We start from the raw sequence: 20994 nt of genomic DNA on the forward strand, positions 1-20994 counted from the left end.
GCTCGACCCCGCAGATGCGCCGGCTCGTCGCAGAGACCCGGCTGCACGCCGCCGACCTGGTCCTCCCCCTGTTCGTCAAGGAGGGCCTGACCGAGCCCAAGCCGCTCGGGTCCATGCCGGGCATCGTGCAGCACACCGAGGAGAGCCTCGCCGAGGCCGTCGCGCAGGCCGCCGCGGCCGGGGTCGGTGGCGTCATGCTGTTCGGCATCCCCGAGCACCGCGACGCGACCGGCTCGCAGGCCGACGCCCCCGACGGGATCCTCAACCGCGCGATCCGCATCGCGCGCGACGCCGCCCGGGACGCCGCCGCGGGCACGGGCCGGCCGGGCCCCGTCGTCATGGCCGACCTGTGCCTCGACGAGTTCACCGACCACGGGCACTGCGGGGTCCTGACGGCCGGCCCCGACGGCGACCTGGTCGTGGACAACGACGCGACCCTCGTCCGCTACGCCTCGATGGCCCTGACCCAGGCCGAGGCGGGCGCGGAGGTCGTGGCGCCGTCGGGCATGATGGACGGCCAGGTCGCCGTGATCCGCGAGGCCCTCGACGACGCCGGGCACACGGGCGTGAGCATCCTGGCGTACAGCGCCAAGTACGCGAGCGCGTTCTACGGCCCGTTCCGCGAGGCCGTCGACTCGACGCTCCAGGGCGACCGCCGCACGTACCAGATGGACTCCGCGAACTTCCGCGAGGGCCTGCACGAGGCCGATCTGGACCTCGCCGAGGGCGCCGACATGGTCATGGTCAAGCCCGCGGGCTCGTACCTCGACGTGCTCGCGGCCGTGGCCGAGCGCAGCGACGTCCCCGTCGCCGCCTACCAGGTCTCGGGCGAGTACGCGATGATCGAGGCGGCGGCCGCGAACGGCTGGATCGACCGGCGCGGTGCCGTCCTGGAGTCCGTGCTCGGCATCAAGCGGGCGGGCGCCGACATCATCCTGACCTACTGGGCCCTCGAGATCGCAGAATGGATTCGGTGACACCGATGACGATCCACCCCGCCGGCTCGCCGGCGCACGCGACCACCCTCCACGACAACCACGAGGCGTTCGTGCGCGCCCAGGGCGCGATCCCGGGCGGCGTGAACTCGCCCGTGCGGGCCTACGGCTCGGTCGGTGGCGACCCGCGGTTCATCGCGAGCGCGCGCGGCGCGTACGTCACCGACGTCACGGGCCGCGAGTACGTGGACCTCGTGTGCTCGTGGGGCCCCGCGCTCCTGGGCCACGCGCACCCCGCGGTCGTCGCGGCCGTGCAGGACGCCGCGGCGCGTGGCCTGTCGTTCGGCGCCCCGACGCTGGGCGAGGTCGACCTCGCGGAGGAGGTGCGGCGCCGGGTCCCCGCGGCCGAGCGCGTGCGCCTGGTCTCGACGGGCACCGAGGCGACCATGACCGCGGTGCGCCTCGCGCGAGGCGTCACGGGCCGCAACCTGGTCGTCAAGTTCGCGGGCTGCTACCACGGGCACGTCGACGCGCTGCTCGCCGAGGCGGGCTCGGGCGTCGCGACGCTCGCGCTGCCCGGCTCGGCGGGCGTGACCGAGGCGAGCGCGGCCGAGACGCTGGTCCTGCCGTACAACGACCTCGAGGCCGTCGAGGAGGCGTTCACCGAGCGCGGCTCGGAGATCGCCGCGGTCATCACCGAGGCCGCCCCGGCGAACATGGGCATCGTGCCGCCCGGGCCGGGCTTCAACGAGGGCCTGCGCCGCATCACGTCCCAGCACGGCGCGCTGCTGATCCTCGACGAGGTCCTCACGGGCTTCCGGGTGGGCCCGAGCGGCTGGTGGGGCCTGGAGTCGGGGGCGGCCTCGGGCGACACCCCCGAGTACACGCCCGACCTCTTCACGTTCGGCAAGGTCGTCGGCGGCGGCATGCCCGTCGCGGCCCTGGGCGGACCGGCCACGATCATGGACCAGCTCGCACCCGCCGGCCCCGTCTACCAGGCGGGCACGCTCTCGGGGAACCCGGTCGCGGTCGCGGCGGGCCTCGCGACGCTGCGCCTGGCCGACGACGCCGTGTACGCCCGCGTCGACCACGTCGCCCAGGTCGTGGGGGACGCCGCGAGCGCGGCCCTGGCCGCGGAGGGGGTCCCGCACGCCCTGCAGCGCTCGGGCAACCTGTTCTCGATCATGTTCGGCGACTTCGCCGCCGCAGCCGGGGTCCGCAACTACGCGCAGGCCCAGGCGCAGGACGTGTTCCGCTACAAGGCGTTCTTCCACGCGATGCTCGACGCCGGGGTCAACCTGCCGCCGTCGGTCTTCGAGGCGTGGTTCGTGTCGTCCGCGCACGACGACACAGCGGTCGAGCGCATCCTCGCGGCCCTGCCCGCGGGCGCGAGGGCGGCCGCGCGAGCCCAGCGCTAGCCCGCGCGGGGCGAGGTGTCCCGGCGGCGTGAGCTGCGCCGTCGGGCACCTTCCTCCGTGCCCGACGGCGCCGCCCACCTCACGCCCGACCGCGCCGTGGCGAACGGCTCGGCGGGCGGCTCGGGCTCGGTCAGTAGCTGATCTGCCCGACCTTGCGGCCCAGGCTGCGGATCTGGAAGCCGAACAGGACGAGCGACACACCCCACACGAGGGCCAGGATCGCGAGGATCCACACGATCGACACGACGCCCGCGCCCACGTTGAAGAGCACCAGCAGACCGAACACGAGGGACAGCAGGCCCGCGAAGACCCCCCAGCCCCAGCCGCTGCCGGGAACCTTGCGGAGCTCGATGCTCGCGACGGTCTGGAAGATCCCGAGGACCACGGCCCACAGACCGACGATCCACACGAGGACCTCGGCCGTCTTGCCGGGCCACACGAGGAGCACGACGCCGACCGCCACGCTCACGAGGCCGACCGTGACGAGCGCCGCGGTGCCGCCGGTCCCCCGGCGGCGGATGCCCTCGACGATCTCGAAGAGGCCGTCGACGAGCGTGAAGATCGCGACGATCCAGATGAAGACGACCGCCGTGATCTCCGGCCACACGAGGGCGACGATGCCGAAGAGGATCGCGACGAGGCCGCGGATCACGGGCCAGTACCAGACCTGCTTGGCGGTCGTGGAGAAGGCGGTGAGGATCGGGTCCTGCGTGGCCATGGCGGGCTCCTGCCGTCGGGTCGTGTCCCGCCGGGAACGCTGGAGCACCGTCCGTGCGGGCTGTTCGATTCTCATCGAACACCCGAAACGCCTCCATGTCGTGGCGAACGGCGCATTCGTGGCAGGACCTTCGCCCTCTTGACAGCCGCATACCCCTCGGGGGTACCTTGGACCAGTGGTACCCCACAGGGGTATCCGAGCGAGCGATCACGGAGGCCCAGCATGAGCGACACGACCACCCAGCACCCGGTCGAGCCGGGCGCCACCCCTGCCCACACCGGCCCGCACGGGTACGCCTCCGACAAGGAGGCCTACCTCAAGCGCATGCGCCGCATCGAGGGCCAGGTCCGAGGGATCGCCCGCATGATCGACGAGGACGTCTACTGCATCGACATCCTCACCCAGGTCTCCGCGGTGACCAAGGCCCTGCAGGCGGTGTCCATCGGACTCGTCGAGGACCACCTCGGTCACTGCGTCGTCGACGCCGCCCGGTCCTCCGAGGCCGAGGGCGCCGCCAAGGTCCGCGAGGCGTCCGAAGCCATCGCCCGTCTCGTCCGCAGCTGACACCCCACCCCTCCCAAGGAGCACCCATGAGCACCGTCACCACCCTCGGCGTCACCGGCATGACCTGCGGCAACTGCGTCTCGCACGTCACCAAGGACGTCGGCGCAGTCCCCGGAGTGGAGAACATCACCGTGGACCTCAACGTCGGCGGCGCCTCCGAGGTCACCGTGTTCTCCGACGAGCCGCTCGACGAGGCCGCGCTGCGCGAGGCCGTCGACGAGGCGGGCTACGAGGTCGCGAGCTACGAGGTCCAGCTGAACGCGCAGGCCGCGCAGTCCGCCGAGCAGGCCGCCGACCGCAAGGCCCACAACTGCGGCTGCGGCTGCGGCACGGACGCCGCCGCGGACGCCGCGCCGGCCCAGAAGACGTACGACCTCCAGGTCCCGCAGGTCTGACCACCTCGACCGACGCACCCGCCCGACGACGGAGCACCGGCCGGACTCCCGGCCCACGCCCCGTCGTCGGGCACCGCTCCACCCCGCAGGCCGCTTGCCGACACCTCAGCCGCGCCCCTCACGCCGCTGACCCAGGCCGCCCGCGCCGCGCACCCCCCACCCGGAGTGCGCCCACCGCCCCCGCCCGCGCACAGCGGACCGCGGCGGAGACCCCACCCCGGCGGGACCCGCCGGACGCACCACCGGACCTCCGAGGAGCACAGATGACCACCCCCACCGGCCTGACCGCCGGCCCGACCTTCGTCGAGGTCGACCTCGCGATCGAGGGCATGACGTGCGCGTCGTGCGTCGCGCGCGTCGAGAAGAGGCTCAACCGCGTCGACGGCGTCGAGGCCACCGTGAACCTGCCGCTCGAGAGCGCGCACGTCGTGCTGCCCGAGGGCGTGACCGACGCCGAGCTCGTCGCCGCCGTCGAGAAGGCCGGCTACCAGGCACGCGTGACCGGGCGCCGCGCCGCGACCCCGGCCGTCGCGGCGAAGGCCGCGGGCGCCGCCGCCCCCGCACCCGCACCCGCGGCAGGACCTGCGAGCCCGCAGGCGACCGCTCGTCGTGACGACCAGCCCGACACCCGGCCCGCCCCCTCGATCGCACCCCCGACCGCCCCGGCGCCCGACGCGGCCGACACCTCGGCCCCCACGCGCGACCGCGGCGCCGACCTCGGTCGCCGCCTCAAGGTCGCCGCGATCCTCACGCTGCCCGTCGTGCTGCTCTCGATGGTCCCGGCGCTGCAGTTCCCGGGCTGGCAGTGGGTCGTGACGGCCCTGGCCCTGCCCGTCGTGACGTGGGGCGCGTGGCCCTTCCACACCGCGGCGTTCCGCGCGGCCCGCCACGGCGCCTCGACCATGGACACGCTCGTGTCGATCGGTGTGATCGCCGCGACCCTGTGGTCCCTGTGGGCGCTGCTGCTGGGCGGCGCGGGCGAGATCGGGATGCGCATGACCGTCTCGCTGCTGCCCTCGCGCGAGCACGGCTCCATGCCCGAGCTCTACTTCGAGGTCGCTGCGGTCGTCACGACGTTCCTCCTCGCGGGCCGCTGGTCCGAGCACCGCTCGCGCCGCAAGGCCGGCGACGCGCTGCGCTCGCTCCTCGCGATGGGCGCCAAGGACGCCGAGCGTGTCACGACCGACCCCGACGGTCAGCGCGTGACCGAGCGCGTGCCCGTCTCCGCCCTGCGCGAGGGCGACCTGTTCACGGTCCGCCCGGGCGAGAAGGTCGCGACCGACGGCGTCGTGGTCGAGGGCAGCTCCGCCGTCGACACCTCGCTCCTCACGGGCGAGCCCGTGCCCGTCGACGTGACGCCGGGCGACGACGTCACGGGCGCGACCGTCAACACCTCCGGCCACCTGCTCGTCCGCGCGACGCGCGTGGGCGAGGAGACGACGCTCGCCCAGATCGGGCGCCTCGTGAGCCAGGCGCAGACGGGCAAGGCGCCCGTGCAGCGCCTCGCGGACCGGATCTCGGCCGTGTTCGTACCGATCGTGCTCGTGCTGTCGGTGCTGACCCTCGGCGGCTGGCTGCTCGCGGGGGCGAGCACGCAGTTCGCGTTCACGGCCGCGGTGGCCGTGCTCATCATCGCGTGCCCGTGCGCCCTGGGCCTCGCGACGCCGACCGCCCTGCTCGTCGGCACGGGCCGCGGAGCGCAGCTCGGGATCCTCATCAAGGGCCCGGAGATCCTGGAGTCCACGCGCCGCGTCGACACGATCGTGCTCGACAAGACCGGCACCGTGACGCAGGGCCGCATGGCGCTCGAGCGCGTGGTCACGCGCGAGGGCTCGCTCGACCTGGGGTCGGAGGCGGCGCGGGCTGCTGCCGGCTCACCGAGCGAGGGGCCCGACGGCGCCGCGCACCACGCCCTGCAGCTCGCCGGCGCGGTGGAAGGACTGAGCGAGCACCCGATCGCGCAGGCCGTCGCGGCGGCCGCGGCCCGGGTCGCGGGGTCGACCGCAGGGTCGGTCGCGGGGTCGGCCACGGGGTCGGCCACGCCGGAGAACACGGCGGCGCAGCCCGCGACCGTCGAGACCGGGGCCGACGGAGTCGTCATCGGCTCGGCACAGGTCTTCGACTTCGTGAGCTCACCCGGCGGCGGCGTGAGCGGCCTGGTCCGCACCGCGCACTCGGGTCTGTCCCCCGACGGGGCGCTCAACGCGCAGCGGGTCCTGGTCGGTCGCCCGACCTGGCTCGCCGAGCAGGGCATCGCGTTCGACGCGTCGGACGGTTCCGCGGGCGGGACGGACCTGCGCCGCGCGTTCGACGAGGCCGAGTCCACGGGCGCGACCGCCGTCGTCGTCGCCTGGAACGGCGCCGCGCAGGGCGTCCTCGTGCTCCGCGACCCCGTCAAGGAGACCTCGGCCCAGGCCGTGACCGAGCTCCGCGAGCTCGGCCTGCGCCCCCTCCTCCTCACGGGCGACAACGCGGGCGCGGCCCGGGTCGCGGCCCGCCAGGTCGGCATCGCGGAGGAGGACGTGATCGCGCAGGTCCTGCCGCAGGACAAGGTCGACGTCGTCGCCCGCCTGCGCGCAGAGGGCCGCGTCGTCGCGATGGTCGGGGACGGCGTGAACGACGCCGCCGCGCTGGCCGGGGCCGACCTCGGCCTGGCCATGGGCACGGGCACCGACGTCGCGATCGAGGCGAGCGACATCACGCTCGTGCGCGGCGACCTGCGCTCGACCGCGACGTCGATCCGGCTCTCGCGCCAGACGCTGCGCGTCATCAAGCAGAACCTGTTCTGGGCCTTCGCCTACAACGTGGCGGCGATCCCGCTCGCCGCGGCAGGCCTGCTCAACCCCATGATCGCCGGGGCCGCGATGGCCATGAGCTCGGTGCTCGTGGTCGGGAACTCGCTGCGGCTGCGCCGGGCGGGCTGAACCCGACGTTCCGCGCGGTCGAGAACGAGGTTGAGGTCGTCATCCCCGGGATGGCGACCTCAACCTCGTTCTCGGCACGGGGGGCGGGCCCGGTGCCGGCGGCTACTCCGCCGGAGGACGCCCCGGGCGCCGGGCCGGACGGACGTCGCGCGGCAACCTGCCCTCCGCGTCGAGGGCGCGGCGCAGCACCATGTCGATCTGCGCGTTGACGCTCCGCAGCTCGTCCGACGCCCACCGTGCGAGCGCGTCGTGCACCGCCGGGTCGAGGCGCAGCAGGACCTGCTTCCGCTCGGTCCGCGCCCGCCGGGCCGCACCCGTCCCCCCGGCGGACGCGGCGGACGCGGCGGCGTCGGGCTCCGGGACGCCGTCCCCCGGCTCCCCGCCCGGAGCGGGCGCCGGGACCTCGGGGGTCACGAGTACAGCGACCCCGCGTTGACGACGGGGGTCGCACGGCTGTCGCTGCACAGCACGACGAGCAGGTTCGAGACCATCGCGGCGCGGCGCTCGTCGTCGAGCGTGACGATCGACTCGGCCTCGAGACGCTGGAGAGCGTCCTCGACCATGGACACCGCGCCCTCGACGATCCTCGACCGGGCCGCGATGATCGCCCCGGCCTGCTGGCGCTGGAGCATGGCCTGCGCGATCTCGGGGGCGTACGCGAGGTTGGAGATGCGGGCCTCGACGACCTCGACACCGGCGATGACGACGCGCGCCGCGACCTCCTGCGCGATCTCCGCCGACACGAGCTCGGTCGCGCCGCGCAGGGACTCCTCGCCCTCCTCGGCCTGGTCGTACGGGTGGGACATGGCGACGTGGCGCAGCGCGGACTCGGACTGGACGCGGACGAAGTCCTGGTAGTCCTGGACGGCGAACGTGGCCTTCGCGGTGTCGGCGACCTGCCAGACGACGATCGCGGCGATGTTGATGGGGTTGCCGTCGGCGTCGTTGACCTTGAGCTCGCTCGTCTCGAAGTTGCGCACGCGCACCGAGACGCGCTTGTGCGTCGTGAGGGGCACGGTGAAGACGAGCCCCGTGCGGCGGATCGTGCCGAGGTAGCGGCCGAAGAGCTGCACGACGAGCGTCTGGCCCGGGTTGACGACGCCGAGCCCGGTGAGCAGCAGGATCGCGAGGACCGACACGACGACGCCGCCCAGGACCGCGGGCCCCTCTCCCACGGCGAACAGCGCGACCGCGCCGACCGCGAGCAGCGCGACGCCGAGCAGCGCGACCAGGGCGCCGCCCGCACCGGTCGACCAGGCGGGGCGCTCGGTCACGTCGACGCGTGTGCCGTCGTGGCCGACGGGGCGCCCGCTCGGCTCGCCACCCACGGACTCCTGCGGGGGGACGGTGGTGTCGCTCATGACGGTTCCTCTCGTCGGGCTGCGGCGCCTCGCGCCCCGCATCTATCAAAGTGATATCACATTTACCCCGACGGGTGGAAGCGAGAGGACGGTCGTCCCGCTCGCGCCCCGTCGAGAACGAGGTTGCGGTCGCCATCCACCGGACGACGACCGCAACCTCGTTCTCGACACCACGAGACGCGCCTACCTGAACCGGCGCCCCTCGTCCCGCCGGTACGCCCACACCGCCAGCGCCGCGAACACCACGGTCCACCCCAGCAGCACGACCCACGCGAGCCCGTAGGCCGGCTCTCCCGTGAGCGCCTGGATCATCAGGTCACGGCCCGCGCGCGTCGGGGTGGCCTCGGAGATCGTGTTCAGCCAGTCGGGGAACAGGAACGGCGGCACGAACAACCCGCCCAGGAACGCGAGCGGGAACAGGATGACCTGCACCACGGGCAGCGCGGCCTTGGCCGAGAGCGAGTAGCCGATCGCGATGCCCAGCAGCACGAACGGCACCGACACGAGGAGCACGGTCCCCACGCCCGCGAGGAGCTGCGACCACGTCACGGAGGCCGCGGTGAACAGCCACCCGATGAGGATGAGCGGCACGAGCCCGAACAGCGAGAAGATCCCGCCGTTGAGGATGCGCGCGATCATGCGCGGCGCGGGGCCCGCGGGCAGCGAGCGCAGGAACGGGTCGAACGGCAGCGCGCGGTCCTCCGCGACGCCCAGGCCGTAGGTGAACAGGCTCGCCGAGCAGATCGCGAACAGTCCGAGCGACGCGACGGCCATGGTCGCCGCGACGGGGTCGCCCGCGACGGTCGGCTGCGGCACGACGAAGAAGAACATCGCGAGCGCCGGGAAGAGCAGGTTCCCGAGGACCGCGATGGGCACACGCACGGTCTCGAGGAACTGGTACTTGAGGTGGATCCAGGTGAGGGTCGCGGCGCCGGGCGGGCGTCCGCTCACGCCGGGGGTCGTGGTGACTGCGTCGGGGGTGCTCATCGCGCGCTCTCCTCCTCGGAGGTCCGCCGGTCCAGGGTGCCCGACGGCGTCGCGCCCGTCGGGGTCGGCGCCCCACCGGGGGCGGTGGTCGCGCCAGGTCGGGCGCCGGGCGGAGCGGCACCCGCGGGGGCGCGCGCGACCATCTGCTCGAACGCCTCCTCGAGGCTCGCGCCCCGGATCTCGAGGCCGTGGAACGGCAGTCCCGAGGTCACGAGCGTGCGGACGAGCTCGTCGGCGTCGGCCGTGAACAGCTCGTAGCGCCAGCCTCTGGCGGACCCGGCAGACCCTGCCGCCGCGGTGCCACCGACGGCGTCCGGGGCCCCGGCGGTCCTGGCCGCCGGGCCGTCGGGGGTCCGCTCGGACCGCACGACGCCCGGCAGGTCCGTCCCCAGGTCCGCGGTGCTGCGCACGACGACCCGCCGCAGCCCGACGCGGCGCAGGATCGCGTCGAGCGTGTCGTCGGCCTTGACGACGCCCTGGTCGATCACGACGACGCGCTGGGCGAGCGCCTGCACCTCCTCGAGGTAGTGGCTCGTGAGCAGCACGGTCCCGCCGTTCGCGTGATACTCGCGGATCGCGGCCCACAGCGCCTGCCGCGCACCGACGTCGAGGCCCGTGGTGGGTTCGTCGAGCAGGACGACCCGGGGCCGGCCGACGAGCGACAGCGCGACCGCGAGGCGGCGCTTCTGCCCGCCGGACATGGCCCCGGTCTGGCGTCCCGCGAGCTCGGACAGCCCGAACTGCTCGAGCAGCTCTCCCGTGGGCACCGGGTTCGCGTAGTGCTTGCCGACGAAGTCGACGACCTCGCGGACCTTGAGCGTCGCGGGCAGGCCGGTCTCCTGGGGTGTCAGGCCGAGCCCCTGGCGGGACGAGGCGTCGCGCGGGTCGCCGCCGAACAGGCGGACGACGCCCGTGTCGGGTTTGCGCTGCCCGCTCACGAGCGAGAGCAGCGTCGACTTCCCGGCGCCGTTGGGGCCCAGGAGGCCCACGAGCTCACCGGCCCCGACCTCGAGGGTCACGTCGTCGAGCGCGACGACGTCGCCGAAGCGTCGGGTCACGTGCTGCACGGAGACGAGCGCCGTGCGCGGTGCTGCCTGGCTGGACGGCGACGGGGTTGAGGGCTCCCCGCGGGCGCCCTCTGCGGCGTCGGCTTGCTGGCTGGTCACGATCCGGCTCCTCTCAGGAGCATGCTCAGGGACTCGGTGTAGACCTCGAAGGCGCGTCGCCCGCGAGGGGTCAGGCTGATGTAGGTGGCCGGGGTGCGGCCCTCGTGCGTCTTGGTGACGGTCACGTACCCGGCGTCCTCGAGCTTGCGCAGGTGCGTCGAGAGGTTGCCCGCCGTCATGTCGAGGAGCTTGCGGAGGCGGGGGAAGGCGATCTGGTCGCCCGTGCCGAGGGCCGCGAGGGTCGCGACGACGCGCAGCCGCGACTGGGCGTGGATGACCGGGTCGAGCTCGACGTCAGGCACGGACGTCTCCCGCGATCCGGCGGCGGGTCCGCACGCGCAGGACCTGCTCGACGAGGGTCATGAGCAGGAACCCGCCTCCCCCTGCGGCAGCCATGACGAGGTAGAGGCCCGGGAGGCCCACGATCGTCGCGGCTCCGGCGACGATCAGGATCCACACGCCCAGGACGTACAGGCGGCTCTCCTGCCACATGGCCCCGCCCGCGAGGTACATGATCCCGACGACCAGGCACGACAGGGAGTTGCTCGCGAGCGCCATGACCTCGGGGTTCGCGTCCGCACGGGCGAGGCCGGCGAGGACCATGCTCATGGCTGCGAACGAGATGAACCAGGCCCAGCCGTAGAGCGCGCCCGAGCGGGCACCCGTGCCGCGCAGCCCGCTGGTGCGGGTCAGGACGTGCACGATCGTGACCGCCACCGCCGAGACGATGAGGAACGTGAAGGCGAGGAAGGCCCAGGGCTCGGGCTGCCCGACGGCGCCGCCCGCCCCGGCCGCTCCGGTCACCGTCGCTGCTGCGTCCGCCGTGCGCAGCGAGCTCGCGTAGAGCGTCGTGTAGCCCAGCCCCCATGCCAGCCCCCAGACCCCGTAGAGGACGCGGCCGTCGGGCTCGACGTCCTTGACCTTCTCCTGCTGGGCCGCGATGAGTCGCAGGCTCTCGGCAGGGTCGAGCGGCAGGTCGTCGTCGGACCCCTGGGTGGGTCCGGCGGTCTGGTCGGGCGTCTGGGCGGGCACGGCGGCTCCTCCTGAGGTTTGTACTGCAAACTACTTTGTAGCCTGACAGCAGGAGCGGGGTCTGCGCAAGGGGTGGACCGGGATCCGTCGGACGGGCGCGGCCAGGCAGACATGGCCGGGCAGACGACGAGAGGCGCCCTCCGCAGAGGACGCCTCTCGTGTCGTGGGGCGCGTCGCACCGGGGGCACCGTCAGGAGCAGCGCCGAACCCGGGGTGCCGGAGCCCAGGCCTAGTGCGCGGTCCCCGCCCCCGAGACGCCGCCCGGCAGGCTCTCGGCACCCGTGCCGCTGCCGGTTCCCGTACCGGGCAGCTCCTCGAGGTCGGTGACTCCCGAGCCGGAGCCCGCGCCCGAGCCGTCCGTCCCCGCACCGGAACCGGTGCCGCCCGACTCCTCACCGGTCCCCGGCGTCGGGTTCGGCTCGGGGGACACCGGCGCGGTCGGCTCGGGGTCCGGGACCGTGGTCGCGGGGTCGCTCGGGGCCGGGGCCGGCACGGACTCGCTCGGAGCGGGCGTGCTGCCCGTGCCCGGCGAGTCGGTCGAGGTGTCGCCCGTCGTGTCGCCCGTCGTGTCCCCCGTCGTGTCGTCGGTCGACGCGGGCGCTCGCGAGACGACGTGGCTGATCGACGTGCCCGAGCCCTCCTCGCCGCGCAGGATCTCGCTCAGGGGGCGCCCCGCGATCACCTCGACCAGGGTCACGCCCAGCAGGATCACCGCGAAGACGCCGACGGCCGACAGGATCAAGGTCTTGCGGCTCGGGCGACGCGAGGTCGCACCGTCCGCCTCGTCGCCGTCCGCACCCTCGTCCGGGCCGTCGCCGTCCTGCCCACCGTCCGCGACGACGTCGGGCCCGTCGGCCGCCGCGGTGTGCAGGTCGCCCAGCGGCGTGCCGTCGAGGTCCGTCGGGTCCAGGACCACGGTGCTGTCCGGGTCGTGCGTGCCGTCGACCGCGGGCAGGACCGCGGTGCTCTCGAGGGTGTCGTCGGTCCGCCCGTCCCCGTCGGAGCCCGACGAGCCGCCCGTCGACCGGGACGGCGCGAGCGTCGGCCGCAGGACCTTGCGCCCGTTCTTGCCCACCGGCAGCACCACGCCCGCCTGCAGCGCAGCCTTCATCTGGCGCCGCGTCTTGAGGATCGAGCGCGTGTAGAGGTTGTTCCCGACGACCGTCAGGACCGAGGCGACGCCCGCACCGATGATCGTCCCGGCGACCCCCAGGTACGACAGCAGGACCGTCGAGCTCACGGCGGCGAGCGCGCTCGCGACGACCTGCGTGACGGAGAGGCCTGGCGGCTTCTCGTCGAGGTCGTCGTCGGGGTCGTTCGACGCCGAGGCGTCCGGGGCGGTCGGGCGGATGGAGGGAGGAGTCTGAGAAGTCACGGTCCTTCCAGGGTAGGAAGGTCGTCTGCAGGCCGCTCGGACGCCCCTTGACCAGCCGACGAGGATTCTGTGAAGACCGTGCGGCAGTCGGCATCAACCGGTGCTATAACGACGAGGTGACCATTCCCCCCGGCCCGCCCGGCACGGCCGCCGGCACAGACACCACCCCCGGAGCGTCGGCCGACGGCAGGCGCTCGCGCTGGGCCCCGACGACGGCCGACCGCCCCGAGACCCGCCGGCGCATCGGTGCCGAGATCTGGATCCTGCTGGGCCTGAGCCTGGGGCGCTCGGGCGTGTACGCGGTCGTCAACATCGTCGCGCGGCTGACCGAGGGCACCCCGCTCGCCGAGCAGAGCGCGAGCATCAACAACAGCCAGTCACCCCGCCCCTACCTCGACCTGACCTACCAGATCCTCAGCATCGGCTTCGCGCTCGTGCCGGTCGCGCTCGCGCTCTACCTGCTCTCGGCGCGCGGCCGGTCGGCCACCCGGGCGATCGGGCTCGACGGCAGCCGGCCGTGGCGCGACACGGGCTGGGGGTTCGCGCTCGCCGCGGTCATCGGCATCCCCGGGCTCGCGCTGTACGTGGCCGGCCGTGCGCTGGGGATCACGGTCCAGGTCAACCCCGCCAACCTCGCCGACTACTGGTGGACGGTGCCGATCCTGATCCTCGCGGCCCTCCAGAACGGGCTGCTCGAGGAGGTCATCGCGGTCGCGTACCTGTTCGAGCGCACCAAGGACCTGGGCTGGGGACGCGTGAAGTTCGTCGTGTGGAGCTCGCTGCTGCGCGGCTCGTACCACCTGTACCAGGGCATCGGACCGTTCATCGGGAACGTCGTCATGGGCGTCGTGTTCTCGTGGTTCTACACGAGCAGGTGGGGGCGGCACCGGGTCGTGCCGCTCGTGATCGCCCACACGCTCCTCGACGTGGTCGCGTTCGTGGGTTATGCCCTGCTGCCGCGCGAGTGGCTCGAGGCGCTGGGCGTCGGCTGACCGCCGCCGCCAGGCCACCCACGCGCCGCCGAGTGCGGAGCAGTTGTCGTCAGAACTCCTGTTCGGCAGCAACTGCTCCGCACTCAGCGCGCGGGCGCGCGGGCGCGCGGGCCCTCAGACCCGCAGCGCCCGCAGCTCCTCCCGGCGCTCGGCCTGGAGCACCGGGTCCGGCACGGGCAGCGACGCCAGGAGCTGCTTGGTGTACGTGTGCCGCGGCGCCCCGAGGACCTCGGCCGACGTCCCCTCCTCGACGAGCCGGCCCCGGTAGAGCACCGCGATCCGGTCCGCGAGCAGGTCCACGACCGCGAGGTCGTGACTGATGAACAGGCACGCGAACCCCAGCTCTCGCTGGAGCTCGGCGAACAGCTCGAGCACGCGCGCCTGCACGGACACGTCGAGCGCCGACGTCGGCTCGTCCGCTACCAGCAGCTCGGGGTCGAGCGCGAGCGCCCGGGCGAGGCTCGCGCGCTGACGCTGCCCGCCGCTGAGCTCGTGCGGGTACCGGTCGCCGTACGAGCGCGGGAGCTGGACCGACTCGAGCAGCTCGTCGACCCGGCCGCGCGCGTCCGCCGCGTCACCGGCCCGGCCGTGCACCACGAGCGGCTCGGCCACGCACTCGGCGATCGTGAGGAGCGGGTTGAAGCTCGACGCGGGATCCTGGAACACGAACCCGATGCGCGGCCGCACGGGCCGCACGGCACGCTCGCGCGCACCGCACATCTCCACGCCGAGCACCGAGAGCGACCCGCCCGTGACGGGCGTGAGACCGCCGATCGCCCGGCCGATGGTCGTCTTGCCGCTGCCCGACTCCCCCACGAGCCCCAGCACCTCGCCGGGGCGGATCGTCAGGTCGACGTCGTCGACCGCGAGGAACGCGGGCTTGCGGAACCGGCCCGGGTACTCGATCCGCAGCCCCTGGGCCACGACCACGGGCGCGCCCTCGGCCCACCCCTCGGCACGCGCCTCGACGCGGGCGGCCGCGTTGGCCACGCCGCCACCGACGCGGGGCACGGCCGCGAGGAGGGTGCGCGTGTACTCGGCCTGCGGGTCCGCGAACAGCGTCCGGACGTCGGCCTGCTCGACGACCTTGCCCTGGTACATCACGGCCACGCGGTCCGCGAGGTCCGCGACCACGCCCATGTTGTGCGTGATGAGGACGATCGCCGTCCCGAACTCGTCGCGGCAGCGCCGCAGGAGGTCCAGGATCTCGGCCTGCACGGTCACGTCGAGCGCGGTCGTCGGCTCGTCGGCGACGATCAGCCCGGGGTCGAGCGCGAGCGCCATCGCGATCACCACGCGCTGCTTCTGCCCGCCGGAGAACTGGTGCGGGTACTTGTCCACAGCCGTCTCGGGGTCGGGGATGCCGACCCGGCGCAGCACGTCGATCGCCTGCTCCCGCCCCTCGGCGCGCCGCACGCGCCGGTGCGCCCGCAGCCCCTCGACGATCTGCCACCCCACGGTGAAGACCGGGTTGAGCGCTGCCGACGGCTCCTGGAAGACCATCGCCACGTCCGTGCCGCGCACGGCCCGCAGCTGGGAGCGGCTCAGGCTCACGACGTCGGACTCGCTCGTCCCCGCCTTGTTCGCGAGCACGACGGCGCCACGCGCCGTCGCGGTCTCCGGGAGCAGGCCGAGGATCGTCTTGGCGGTCACGGTCTTGCCGCTGCCGCTCTCGCCGACGACCGCGAGCACCTCGCCCGGGGCCACCTCGAGGTCCACGCCGTCGACGGCGAGGATCGGTCCGGCGTCGGTCGCGAACGAGACCGTGAGGTCCCGGACGGTGACGACCGCACCCGAGGCGCGCGACGCCGTCGGGCCGGTGGTTGGTGCCTGCGCGCTCACGGGCGCACCTCGATTCCCTCGTCGCCCAGCGTCCCCGAACCTTCCAGACCGCCCAGCCCCGCGGGGCCGGCCGTCAGCGCACCGCCCGGCACGACCGACGTCTCCGCGACCTCGCCCGCACCGACCGCGGCCGCCCGGCGGCTGCGCAGGCGCGGGTCCGCCAGGTCGTTGAGGCTCTCGCCCACGAGCGTGATGCCCAGGACCGCGAGCACGATCGCGAGGCCGGGGAAGAGCGCGGTCCACCAGATGCCGCTCGTCACGTCGGACAACGACTTGTTGAGGTCGTAGCCCCACTCGGCCGCGGCCGTCGGCTCGATGCCGAAGCCCAGGAAGCCGAGCCCCGCGAGCGTGAGGATCGCCTCCGACGCGTTGAGCGTCACGATGAGCGGGAGGGTGCGCGTCGCGTTGCGCAGGACGTGCCGGCCCATGATGCGGCGGTGCGGCGTCCCGATCACGCGCGCCGAGTCGATGAACGCCTCGGCCTTGATCCGCACCGTCTCCGCGCGGATCACGCGGAAGTACTGTGGGATGAACACGACCGTGATCGAGAACGCGGCGGCGAGGATGCCACCCCACAGGTCAGACTGGCCGCCGCTGATGACGATCGCCAGCAGGATCGCGAGGAGCAGCGACGGGAACGCGTAGATCGCGTCGCACACGACGACGAGGACGCGGTCGAGCCAGCCCCCGAAGTACCCCGAGACCAGGCCCAGCAGGACCCCGACCACGATCGACGCCGCGATCGCGACCACGATCACCAGGGCGGCGGTCCGCGCGCCCCAGATCACGCGCGACAGGACGTCGTACCCGCCCACGGTCGTGCCGAGCAGGTGCTCGGCCGACGGCGGCTGCTGCGCCCCGAACAGGACACCGTCCGCGCGGAGCTGGCTGAAGCCGTACGGCGCGAGCCACGGCGCGGCGATCGCGGTGAGCAGGAAGATCGCCGTGACGACCAGGCCCGCGACGAGCATGCCGCGCTGCAGGCCCACGCTCTGCCGGAGCTGGTGGACGACGGGCAGGCGGCCCCAGGAGAGTCGGCGGGCCATGTCAGTACCTCACCCTCGGGTCGATGAGCGCCGCGAGGACGTCCACGAGGAAGTTCGTGACCGCGACGATCACGGCCAGCAGGACGACGATCCCCTGGACCGCGACGAAGTCACGGGCCTGGAGGTACTGCGCGAGCATGAACCCCAGGCCCTTCCACTCGAACGTGGTCTCCGTGAGGACGGCCCCGGCCAGGAGCATCGCGATCTGCATGCCCATGACCGTGATGATCGGGATGAGGGCTGGACGCCACGCGTGCGTGCGGACGAGCCGGCCCTCGGAGACGCCGCGCGAGCGGGCCGCGTCGACGTAGTCGGTCGCGAGCGTGCCGATCACGTTGGTGCGCACGAGGCGCAGGAACACCCCCGCCGTCAGCAGGCCCAGCGCCACGCCCGGCAGGACGGCGTGCAGGAGCACGTCGCCCAGGACCGCGGGGTCGCCCGTGCGGATCGCGTCGACGACGTAGAAGCCCGACGGGTCGGGCAGCGCCATCATCTGCAGCTCGGCGCCCGTGGACGCTCGGCCCGCGACGGGGAACCACCCGAGACCGACCGAGAAGACGAGCTTGAGCAGGAGGCCCGCGAAGAACACGGGCGTCGCGTAGCAGAGGATCGCGAAGATGCGCAGGACGGCGTCGGGGATCCGGTCCCGGTGGTGCGCCGCGACGAGCCCGAGCGGCACGCCGACCAGGAACGCGATGATCAGCGCGTAGACCGCGAGCTCGAGCGTCGCGGCGCCGTAGGTCGTCAGGACCTCGGACACCGGACGGTTGTCGCTGATCGTGGTCCCGAAGTCGCCGCGCACGATCCCGCCCAGGTACTCGAGGTACTGGACGACGAGCGGACGGTCGTACCCGGCCTCGTGGATGCGCTCGGCGAGCTGGTCCGCCCGCAGGCGCCCGCCGAGCGCGGCCGTGATGGGGTCGCCCGTCGATCGCATGACGACGAACACGGTCGTCACGAGGATGAAGACGGTCGGGATGATGAGGAGGAACCGGACCAGGACGTACCGCCCCAGCCCACCTCCTCCGGACGTCTTCTTCCGCGGGGGTGTGGAGCGGGAGGTCCCGGTGCCCGGCGGGTCGGCCGTGGTCACCTGGTCGGTCGTCGTGGTCATGTCGTCCGTTCGTCGTGGTCCGAGCCGCGCTGCTCGGTGGCCTGCGGTCCTGCTGCGCGGGCCCGGGGCTCCCGTGACGGGAGCCCCGGCGAGAGTGCTCGGGGCGGGCCGGACGCCGTCGGCCGGACCACCCCGAGCGCTGTGGGGTCAGCCCTTGGAGAGGGCTCCGTAGCGGAACTTGAAGGACGCGTCGAGCGTGTCCTCGGTCCCTTCGACGCCCGTTCCGACGACCGCGACCTGCGCACCCTGGAGGTACGGCACGGTCGAGAGGTCCTCGGCGACCTTGGTCTGGATCTCCTCGATGAGGGCCGTGCGGGCTGCCGCGTCGGGCGTGGCGGCCTGCTGGAGGATCAGGTCGTTGACCTCCTGGTCGGAGTAGTGGTTCGCGAGGAAGTTCTCCTGGAGGAAGAACGGCGTCAGGTAGTTGTCGGCGTCGGAGTAGTCCGGGAACCAGCCGAGCTGGTAGGCGGGGTAGACGTCGGCCGTGCGGTCCTTGGAGTACTGGACCCACTCGGTGGTCTGCAGGTTGACCGCGAACAGGCCGCTCTCCTCGAGCTGGTCCTTGATGAGCGCGTACTCCTCGCCCGACGACGGACCGTAGTGGTCGTTGCTGTACTGCAGGTCGAGCGCCACGGGGACCGTGACCCCCGCGGCCTCGAGGCGCGCCTTGGCCGCGTCGGCGTCGGCACCGCCCTGGCCGTCGCCGTACTGCTCCTTGAGGGGCTCGACCGCGCCGGTCAGGCCCGCGGGGACGTACGAGTACAGCGGCGTGTAGGTGCCCTTGTAGACCTGGGTCGCGATGGCGTCGCGGTCGATCAGGTCTGCGACGGCCTGGCGCACGGCGAGCGCCTTGGCAGGGTCCGCCCCCTCGGCCTTCGCGCCGTACGGCTGGGAGTCGAAGTTGAACGTGATGTAGCGGATCTCGCCGCCCGGGCCGTCGACGACCTTGACCTTGTCGTTGCCCCGGAGGTCGTCGATGTCGGTCGCGGACAGGCTGCGGAAGGCGACGTCGATGTTGCCCTCCTGGATGTCCAGCTTCAGGTTGGACGCGTCGGCGTAGTACTTGGTGTTGACCTTGGCGGTCGCGGCCGGGCCGAGGACGCCCTGGTAGTCGGCGAAGGCCTCGTAGGACACGAGGTTGTTGAAGTCGTAGCTCGCGATCGAGTACTGGCCCGCGAACGCCTTGCCGGCGACGATCTCGGTGTCGGGCGTCAGGGCGTCCGCCGCGAAGACCTCCTCGTCGACGATGGGGCCGGCGGGGCTCGACAGGATCTGCGGGAAGACCTGGTCGTCGGGCGACTTGAGCGTGAAGACGACGGTCGTGTCGTCGGGCGCGGCGACGCTGGCCAGGTTGTAGAGCAGCGACGAGGGGCCGTTCTCGTCGTTGATCGCGACCTGCCGGTCGAACGTGAACTTCACGTCCGAGGACGTGAGCTCGTTGCCGTTGGCGAACGTCAGGCCGGGCTTGAGCTTGACGGTGTACTCGGTGGGCGCGGTGAACTCGGCCGACTCCGCGATGTCGGGCTCGACGTCGGGGCTGCCGTACGGGGTGTTCAGGAGGAACGGGTACACCTGGTTCATGACCGCGAAGGACCCGTTGTCGTACGAGCCGGCCGGGTCGAGCGTCGTGACCTTGTCGGTCGTGCCGATGGTGAGCGCGCCGCCCGCGCTCGCGTTGCCGCCGCCGTCGTCGTTGCCGCCGTCGCCGCACGCCGTGAGCGTGAACGTCACGACGGCGAGGCCCGCCGTTGCGGCGAGGAGCCGCTTCCTGGAAACGGTCGTCATCCGTCACACCTCTTCTTCGGGGTCCTGGGGCAGGGGCGCGGTGGCGCTCCCACGGCCTGGCACTGTGACCAAGGTGCGTGATGTCTAACACATCATTGTTTCGGTCAAGCACCCCCGAAGGGCGAGATGGTGCGGTTCCGGTCATGTTGTTACCGGGTCGTAACTCCCGCCTCCACATGGTGAGACGGATCACAGGGTGAAGTTACCCAGGAGTACGTTCCGGTGCGTCACGCCCTGTTCGGAGCGGGCCGCTCACCGACCGGACGTCCCCTGCCCGACGTCGGACCCCGGCTCGGGCGGCCGGGTCACCTCCTCGGGCGCGACGTCACGCGCGGCCACGCCTCCCGTCTCGGCCGCCTCCCCCGGGGCCGCCTCCCCCGGGGCCGCCTCCCCCGGCGCCGCTGCGCCCGGGACCTCGCCGACCTGGACCTCGCCGCCCGGGGTGATCTCCGCCGTCGGGCCCGCCTGACCTCCCCCGACCGGGGCGGGCGCTGCCGCGGCCTCCGCGACCACCGGTGCCGACGGCCCCGCCCCCAGCACCGACCCTCCCGTCACGACCACCCCCGCCGCGACCGCCCGGGCCCGCAGGTCCGCGAGCTCGCGCGCGACCGACCGCACCCCGAAGCCCGAGACCACGTGGATCGCCCCCGCGACGAACGCGTACAGCCCGAACACCACGACCGTCAGGCTCAGGACGTCTCCGGCGTCGACCGGGCGCGTCACGAGCAGCAGGCCGAACAGCGCCGACACGATCCCGAACGTGAGCATCCACGACCACCCCAGGTCGCGGTTGCGCACCAGGCCCGCCGCCCCGACGATCGCCGTGACCCCCAGCACCAGGACCCACACGACCAGGACGTAGTAGAGCGCGACCACGCTCAGGTCCGGCCAGAACGTCACCGCGAGCGCGAACAGGACGTCGACGACCGCCTGCGCGAGCCACCACCGCCACCCCACCTGCCGGCGGTGCGCCAGCCCCTGGGCCGCGACGAGCACCGCGTCCACCACGAGGAACGCGCCGAACACCCATCGCAGCGTCTCGAGCTGCTCGAGCGGCTGGATCATGAGCAGCAGCCCCAGGACCACCAGGGCGACGCCCCGCACGACCGGGAGCCACCAGACGTTCTTGAACGCGTGGGGCTGCTCCGGGAGGCCCGCCGCGTCCTCGCTCCGTGCCTTGCTCCGTGCCTTGCTCCGTGCCACGAGCCACCGCCGTCCGCGTCGTGCGCTCTGCCGGGGCGACCCGGCGTGGGAGCGCTGCCTGCGGTTCATGGTGCTGGAGGTTGGTCACACTCGCGCGCCGAAGGGCGCCGAACACCAGGACCAAGCGGGCAAATCAC

At 73.2% G+C, this 20994-nt stretch carries 19 protein-coding genes; 6 read left to right on the forward strand and 13 right to left on the reverse strand.

Going from position 1 to position 20994, the window contains the following annotated elements; all coding sequences use genetic code 11:
• Positions 1-14: 14 nt before the first annotated feature.
• A complete protein-coding gene (gene hemB / locus NHG27_RS05045) occupies positions 15-977 on the forward strand; it encodes a porphobilinogen synthase (RefSeq protein ID WP_497015026.1) in 963 nt (320 codons plus the stop codon).
• Between the two features lie 5 nt (positions 978-982).
• The gene (gene hemL, locus NHG27_RS05050; protein WP_193719186.1) at positions 983-2353 is read left to right on the forward strand and encodes a glutamate-1-semialdehyde 2,1-aminomutase; all 1371 of its coding nucleotides are present in this window, start codon (positions 983-985) and stop codon (positions 2351-2353) included.
• 130 nt (positions 2354-2483) lie between these two features.
• Here the strand turns inward: hemL and NHG27_RS05055 are convergent, their stop codons facing one another.
• Entirely contained in the window at positions 2484-3071 is a 588-nt protein-coding gene (locus tag NHG27_RS05055; protein WP_193719096.1) for an HdeD family acid-resistance protein, read from the reverse strand.
• 222 nt (positions 3072-3293) lie between these two features.
• Between NHG27_RS05055 and NHG27_RS05060 the strand changes: the two genes are divergently transcribed.
• The 3 genes from NHG27_RS05060 to NHG27_RS05070 all read left to right on the forward strand — a co-directional run bounded on the left by NHG27_RS05060 (position 3294) and on the right by NHG27_RS05070 (position 6954).
• The gene (locus NHG27_RS05060) at positions 3294-3635 is read left to right on the forward strand and encodes a metal-sensitive transcriptional regulator (protein WP_193719097.1); all 342 of its coding nucleotides are present in this window, start codon (positions 3294-3296) and stop codon (positions 3633-3635) included.
• A gap of 26 nt (positions 3636-3661) precedes the next feature.
• Positions 3662-4030, forward strand: a complete 369-nt coding sequence (locus tag NHG27_RS05065; RefSeq protein WP_497014968.1) for a heavy-metal-associated domain-containing protein — start codon at positions 3662-3664, stop codon at positions 4028-4030.
• 263 nt (positions 4031-4293) lie between these two features.
• Positions 4294-6954, forward strand: a complete 2661-nt coding sequence (locus NHG27_RS05070) for a heavy metal translocating P-type ATPase (protein WP_497014969.1) — start codon at positions 4294-4296, stop codon at positions 6952-6954.
• Positions 6955-7056: 102 nt separating this feature from the next.
• Here NHG27_RS05070 and NHG27_RS05075 read toward each other — a convergent pair whose 3' ends face one another.
• From NHG27_RS05075 to NHG27_RS05105, 7 genes are all read right to left on the reverse strand, one after another.
• On the reverse strand, positions 7057-7368 hold the full coding sequence (locus NHG27_RS05075) for a type II toxin-antitoxin system antitoxin (RefSeq protein ID WP_497014970.1): 312 nt from the start codon (positions 7366-7368) through the stop codon (positions 7057-7059).
• A complete protein-coding gene (locus tag NHG27_RS05080) occupies positions 7365-8315 on the reverse strand; it encodes an SPFH domain-containing protein (protein WP_193719099.1) in 951 nt (316 codons plus the stop codon). Before NHG27_RS05080 ends, NHG27_RS05075 begins: the two co-directional genes overlap by 4 nt.
• A gap of 183 nt (positions 8316-8498) precedes the next feature.
• Positions 8499-9302 carry an ABC transporter permease gene (locus NHG27_RS05085; protein ID WP_193719100.1) on the reverse strand — a complete coding sequence of 268 codons (804 nt, stop codon included), beginning with the start codon at positions 9300-9302 and terminating at the stop codon, positions 8499-8501.
• Positions 9299-10369 carry an ABC transporter ATP-binding protein gene (locus NHG27_RS05090; RefSeq protein ID WP_497015027.1) on the reverse strand — a complete coding sequence of 357 codons (1071 nt, stop codon included), beginning with the start codon at positions 10367-10369 and terminating at the stop codon, positions 9299-9301. The genes NHG27_RS05085 and NHG27_RS05090 overlap by 4 nt, the downstream gene beginning before the upstream one ends.
• Positions 10370-10464: 95 nt before the next feature.
• Positions 10465-10770, reverse strand: a complete 306-nt coding sequence (locus NHG27_RS05095) for a transcriptional regulator (RefSeq protein WP_193719101.1) — start codon at positions 10768-10770, stop codon at positions 10465-10467.
• Positions 10763-11500, reverse strand: coding sequence for a hypothetical protein (locus NHG27_RS05100; protein ID WP_497014971.1), 738 nt, complete (start codon positions 11498-11500; stop codon positions 10763-10765). The genes NHG27_RS05095 and NHG27_RS05100 overlap by 8 nt, the downstream gene beginning before the upstream one ends.
• Before the next feature lie 229 nt (positions 11501-11729).
• A complete protein-coding gene (locus NHG27_RS05105; RefSeq protein WP_497014972.1) occupies positions 11730-12875 on the reverse strand; it encodes a hypothetical protein in 1146 nt (381 codons plus the stop codon).
• 116 nt (positions 12876-12991) lie between these two features.
• Here NHG27_RS05105 and NHG27_RS05110 point away from each other — a divergent pair, with 116 nt between their 5' ends.
• Positions 12992-13867, forward strand: a complete 876-nt coding sequence (locus NHG27_RS05110; RefSeq protein WP_497014973.1) for a CPBP family intramembrane glutamic endopeptidase — start codon at positions 12992-12994, stop codon at positions 13865-13867.
• A 114-nt stretch (positions 13868-13981) separates the two neighbouring features.
• On the opposite strand, the gene NHG27_RS05115 is transcribed toward NHG27_RS05110, so the two are convergent.
• From NHG27_RS05115 to NHG27_RS05135, 5 genes are all read right to left on the reverse strand, one after another.
• Positions 13982-15709 (reverse strand): dipeptide ABC transporter ATP-binding protein, encoded by a 1728-nt coding sequence (locus NHG27_RS05115; protein WP_497014974.1) that lies wholly within the window; start codon positions 15707-15709, stop codon positions 13982-13984.
• The gene (locus tag NHG27_RS05120; RefSeq protein ID WP_497014975.1) at positions 15706-16755 is read right to left on the reverse strand and encodes an ABC transporter permease; all 1050 of its coding nucleotides are present in this window, start codon (positions 16753-16755) and stop codon (positions 15706-15708) included. The genes NHG27_RS05115 and NHG27_RS05120 overlap by 4 nt, the downstream gene beginning before the upstream one ends.
• A 1-nt stretch (position 16756) precedes the next feature.
• Positions 16757-17869 (reverse strand): ABC transporter permease, encoded by a 1113-nt coding sequence (locus NHG27_RS05125; protein WP_193719105.1) that lies wholly within the window; start codon positions 17867-17869, stop codon positions 16757-16759.
• A 147-nt stretch (positions 17870-18016) separates the two neighbouring features.
• Entirely contained in the window at positions 18017-19654 is a 1638-nt protein-coding gene (locus NHG27_RS05130) for an ABC transporter substrate-binding protein (RefSeq protein ID WP_193719106.1), read from the reverse strand.
• A gap of 252 nt (positions 19655-19906) precedes the next feature.
• Positions 19907-20857 carry an HdeD family acid-resistance protein gene (locus tag NHG27_RS05135; protein WP_497014976.1) on the reverse strand — a complete coding sequence of 317 codons (951 nt, stop codon included), beginning with the start codon at positions 20855-20857 and terminating at the stop codon, positions 19907-19909.
• Positions 20858-20994 lie beyond the last annotated feature (137 nt).

Source organism: Oerskovia sp. 140933, assembly GCF_059651515.1.

Coding starts and splice junctions, on each gene's coding strand:
- hemB (WP_497015026.1), top strand. CDS start 15: ATGCGCCGGCTCGTCGCAGAGACCCGGCTGCACGCCGCCGACCTGGTC.
- hemL (WP_193719186.1), top strand. CDS start 983: ATGACGATCCACCCCGCCGGCTCGCCGGCGCACGCGACCACCCTCCAC.
- NHG27_RS05055 (WP_193719096.1), bottom strand. CDS start 3,071: ATGGCCACGCAGGACCCGATCCTCACCGCCTTCTCCACGACCGCCAAG.
- NHG27_RS05060 (WP_193719097.1), top strand. CDS start 3,294: ATGAGCGACACGACCACCCAGCACCCGGTCGAGCCGGGCGCCACCCCT.
- NHG27_RS05065 (WP_497014968.1), top strand. CDS start 3,662: ATGAGCACCGTCACCACCCTCGGCGTCACCGGCATGACCTGCGGCAAC.
- NHG27_RS05070 (WP_497014969.1), top strand. CDS start 4,294: ATGACCACCCCCACCGGCCTGACCGCCGGCCCGACCTTCGTCGAGGTC.
- NHG27_RS05080 (WP_193719099.1), bottom strand. CDS start 8,315: ATGAGCGACACCACCGTCCCCCCGCAGGAGTCCGTGGGTGGCGAGCCG.
- NHG27_RS05085 (WP_193719100.1), bottom strand. CDS start 9,302: ATGAGCACCCCCGACGCAGTCACCACGACCCCCGGCGTGAGCGGACGC.
- NHG27_RS05120 (WP_497014975.1), bottom strand. CDS start 16,755: ATGGCCCGCCGACTCTCCTGGGGCCGCCTGCCCGTCGTCCACCAGCTC.
- NHG27_RS05125 (WP_193719105.1), bottom strand. CDS start 17,869: ATGACCACGACGACCGACCAGGTGACCACGGCCGACCCGCCGGGCACC.
- NHG27_RS05130 (WP_193719106.1), bottom strand. CDS start 19,654: ATGACGACCGTTTCCAGGAAGCGGCTCCTCGCCGCAACGGCGGGCCTC.